The organism is Halarchaeum acidiphilum MH1-52-1, from assembly GCF_000474235.1.
Taxonomy (GTDB): domain Archaea; phylum Halobacteriota; class Halobacteria; order Halobacteriales; family Halobacteriaceae; genus Halarchaeum; species Halarchaeum acidiphilum.
In genome coordinates this window covers 1-3,242 of record NZ_BATA01000121.1, presented here as the reverse complement: position 1 = coordinate 3,242, position 3,242 = coordinate 1, and the positions used below count along the sequence as shown (strand labels likewise).

Annotated in this window: 6 protein-coding genes; 4 read left to right on the top strand and 2 right to left on the bottom strand. The window is 63.1% G+C overall.

All coding sequences use genetic code 11. The features are described 5' to 3' along the window. The 4 genes from AOZ13_RS13270 to AOZ13_RS15145 all read left to right on the top strand — a co-directional run. Window positions 1–740 (top strand): MBL fold metallo-hydrolase (locus tag AOZ13_RS13270; RefSeq protein ID WP_049934132.1); only part of this gene is annotated, 740 nt, incomplete at its 5' end. A 254-nt stretch (window positions 741–994) separates the two neighbouring features. Beyond that, window positions 995–1,213: a hypothetical protein gene (locus AOZ13_RS13265; RefSeq protein WP_044958256.1), complete on the top strand. Its 219-nt coding sequence runs from the start codon at window positions 995–997 to the stop codon at window positions 1,211–1,213. A gap of 186 nt (window positions 1,214–1,399) precedes the next feature. Continuing rightward, a complete protein-coding gene (locus AOZ13_RS13260; protein ID WP_020222495.1) occupies window positions 1,400–1,756 on the top strand; it encodes a hypothetical protein in 357 nt (118 codons plus the stop codon). After that, a complete protein-coding gene (locus AOZ13_RS15145) occupies window positions 1,753–2,349 on the top strand; it encodes a hypothetical protein (RefSeq protein WP_234402888.1) in 597 nt (198 codons plus the stop codon). The genes AOZ13_RS13260 and AOZ13_RS15145 overlap by 4 nt, the downstream gene beginning before the upstream one ends. A gap of 16 nt (window positions 2,350–2,365) precedes the next feature. On the opposite strand, the gene AOZ13_RS13250 is transcribed toward AOZ13_RS15145, so the two are convergent. Beyond that, a complete protein-coding gene (locus tag AOZ13_RS13250; RefSeq protein ID WP_020222494.1) occupies window positions 2,366–2,758 on the bottom strand; it encodes a PIN domain-containing protein in 393 nt (130 codons plus the stop codon). Beyond that, window positions 2,755–2,997: an antitoxin VapB family protein gene (locus tag AOZ13_RS13245; RefSeq protein WP_020222493.1), complete on the bottom strand. Its 243-nt coding sequence runs from the start codon at window positions 2,995–2,997 to the stop codon at window positions 2,755–2,757. Before AOZ13_RS13245 ends, AOZ13_RS13250 begins: the two co-directional genes overlap by 4 nt. Between the last annotated feature and the right edge of the window lie 245 nt (window positions 2,998–3,242).

The window sequence follows — 3,242 nt, the reverse complement described above, 5'->3', positions numbered from 1 at the left end:
GGCATCTGCGCGCGATCGCGGCGGCGGGCGACGCGACGGTGCACGCGCCGCTCGGGGCGGCCGATCGACTGCGCCGTCCGCCGGACGAGGTCGCCACGCGAGTCCGGGAGGCCGTCGAGGCGAGCGGCGCGGACGCGGAGACGCGCGCGGCGATGCTCGGGGAGGAGCGCGAGATCCGCGAGTCGATCCGCGCGGCCATGCCGATCGAGGCGGTGGACGAGTGGCACGTCGGCGACGAGCGCGTCGCGCTCGGCGAGCGCACGATCGACCTCGTCCCGACGCCGGGCCATCAGGCCGATCACCTCTGCTACGCCACGGCCGTCGGCGACGAGCGCGTGCTCTTCTCCGGCGACATGGCCATCGACTCGTTCCGCGCGGTGTTGCTCAACGACCGTCTCGACCTCGAACGCCGCCGTGCCGTCGCGGACTACCGACGCTCGCTCGACCGGCTCGAAGCCCTGTCGATCGACCGCATCTACCCCGGCCACGGCCCAGTCCACGAAGCGTTCGCCGCGGGTCTCGAACGCGACCGAGGGAGCCTCGACCACCGGATCGACGGCGTGCGCGACGCGCTCGCGGGCGGCCCGTTGACGGCGACGGCGGTCGCGGAGGCCGCCGTCGGCGAGCACGACCTCGTCTACATCTTCCCGGAGGTGCTCGCGGCGCTCTGCGATCTCGTCAACCGCGGGGTCGCGGTGCGCGAGGCGGGCGTCGACGGAGCGACGTACCGGCTGGCGTGAGGGCCGACGTCGCCAATAGCCCTCGAAGAGCGTCCGGTATTCGTCGATGGGTTCGACGTCGGGCGGACTGGTGACGGGCGAGACGCCGGTCATGACGACGATCTGCGCGACGAACAGCGGAATGACGGGGAGGAACCCGAAGGCGAAACCCGAGACCCCAGAACCAGAGGAGGACGGCGGGTCCCCAACGAGAGGAGGATCGCGACGGGGCAGACGACGGCGGTCCGCTGGCGGTGTTTGCTCGACGACTCGTCATGTATCGGGTGAACAGGTGCGGGAGGATGAACGTCTCGATGGACACCATCACGGCCACGGAGAGATGGGTCTTCCAGCCGAGCGGCGGGAGACCAGCGCGGTTCAACGGCGCGGGGTTGACATCGAGGATGGTGTTCGTCGCCCCGGTGAACCCGCCGAGCTGTTCGGGGATAGCGATGGCGAAGCCGACGAGCGCGACGACGAAGCCGGTGCCCTGAAAGGCGTTCATCCACCCCGCTCGGTCGTGTTAAGTTAGAGGATGAGTCGGTCGGATTCTGGCATAGACACTCGGAACTCGTCCGCCTCATCCTCTAACTTAACACGACCCTACCAAGCGGACACACCAGGTAACTGAACCGACCCACTCGCACGACTTACGGTCTTGTGGACCAATTTTCGGTGGTATGGAGTGTCCGGACTGCGGTGGATCGTGCGTCTCTCAAGAGATCGGACCAAATCAGGCGCCGTCGACCCAACTCGCCGACGCAATTCTCGACGTCGAGGAAGGCGACCACGTCGTGTTCACTCGTCAGTGCTGGACGTGTGGCTGGAGCGAGGATCGCCACATCAAGGTGACCGCTATCGAGACGGATGTGGGTGACCCGGCGATCGTTGAGCGGCAGCAACGACTCAGCGAGCTCGTGGACGAACTCCAGCAAATCGACGACGACGAGACGCTCAAGGCGGCTCTTCGCGACGTTCGCCGACGGCGCCAATCCACCGATAATGCGACTACAGAACCCGAGGAGGATGGGGTATGACGGAGACGGACGCGACCTACCAAGTCGAAGATGTGACCGGAAATCCAGATCATCCGTCCTTTGAGGATATCTGGCAACTCATGCTCGAGCGTGGGGAGCATCCTCGCGCTGACCACATCAACGCACACCTCGACGAGCTGATGGCCGACGTCCTCGAACGGTGCGGCGAAGAAACCGTCCGCACCGCTACACATCGCATCCTCGTCGAGTCCTATCCGTTCCGGACAGCGACGGTCAATCTCGGCGTGCAGAACGTCGATGGTGTCCGAATCGGGACAACAGCCGTTGCAACGCTCCGCGAACTACATCAGCCCACAGACGCGTACGGTGACGCTGACGGATTGGTCGTCCAGTCTTCACTGATCCTCTCCGGGCAGTCTGCGCCGAGAGCGTGCATCGCCTTGGGAGGATCCGTCCTGCTCCAAAATCGCCCTGCGAAACCGCGCTCAATGCCGCGTGCTATTCATTCTTCGTCGTCTTCAGGCGTCGCCGCGAACGCCTCATACAGCTCTTCATTCTCCGCCACATCACGTCTCATGCGGTATTGGGCATCCCGATTCATTCTACATCTCGTAGAACGCTCGGAGAGTTAGCTGTTCGGGAGTATTTTCAATACGTCTCGACGTCGAGGCCGTCGATCCGTCGGAAGTGATCGTCGTTTCGTGTGACGACTGGTTCGTCGTTGAGGAGGGCGGTCGCACCAATGATGCAATCCTCGCGGTCGATTTCCGCACCACGGGCACGAAGCGTCCCCGAGATTTTGCCTGCTTTTCGCATCACGGTCGCGTCTGCCGCAACGGCATGCCGTGTATCCAGTACGTCAAGGATTTTCTGCTGGCGCTCCTCCGGCACGTCCAACTGTGGGACGGCTTCATAGAGTTCGAGTACCGTGATTGAGGCGACTTTCTCTGGTCGATTCTCTTTCTCGACGAGGTCGAGGTAGTGGAGTGCGTCAGAATCGCCGTGCAGGACGTCGATGATGAAGGATGTATCCTCGATCATTCATCGCCCTGCAGGGTGCCGTCGAGTCGGTCGCGGCGTGTACGAGACTGGCTGCGTCCCTGCTCGACGAGCGCTTCGAGTTCCTCGGATTCGGTATCGGAGAGTTCACCTGCGACTTCCGTCCATGAGCGTTCGCTCGCGATCCGCTTGACGACGTCCGAGAACGACTCCCCCTCTTGTTTGTGCGCCTTCAGCCGCTCGTAGGCTTCCTCGTCAAGTGAGATCGTCTTCGTCGCCATCCTAATACACAGTAGTGTGTGTACATTCATAAGGACATGGGCTGAGAGGGTAGCCAACACTACGCACGATCTGTCGGGTTCGCTTGCTGACGGACGTATGCGACGGCTCGCGTTTCGCCGTCGTTTATCGCCCTCTCAGAGAAGAGTCTGAAACAGCCGATAAGTAGGGGTTCCCGCTATACACTGGATTCGAACGGTGCCCCCAGAGATATCCGACAGGGGAGTTAGACGTCAACCGCCTCGGG

Excerpts from the sequence above, each read along its gene's own strand:
- AOZ13_RS15145 (WP_234402888.1), top strand. The coding sequence starts at position 1,753 with ATGACGGAGACGGACGCGACCTACCAAGTCGAAGATGTGACCGGAAAT.
- AOZ13_RS13265 (WP_044958256.1), top strand. The coding sequence starts at position 995 with ATGTATCGGGTGAACAGGTGCGGGAGGATGAACGTCTCGATGGACACC.
- AOZ13_RS13260 (WP_020222495.1), top strand. The coding sequence starts at position 1,400 with ATGGAGTGTCCGGACTGCGGTGGATCGTGCGTCTCTCAAGAGATCGGA.
- AOZ13_RS13245 (WP_020222493.1), bottom strand. The coding sequence starts at position 2,997 with ATGGCGACGAAGACGATCTCACTTGACGAGGAAGCCTACGAGCGGCTG.
- AOZ13_RS13250 (WP_020222494.1), bottom strand. The coding sequence starts at position 2,758 with ATGATCGAGGATACATCCTTCATCATCGACGTCCTGCACGGCGATTCT.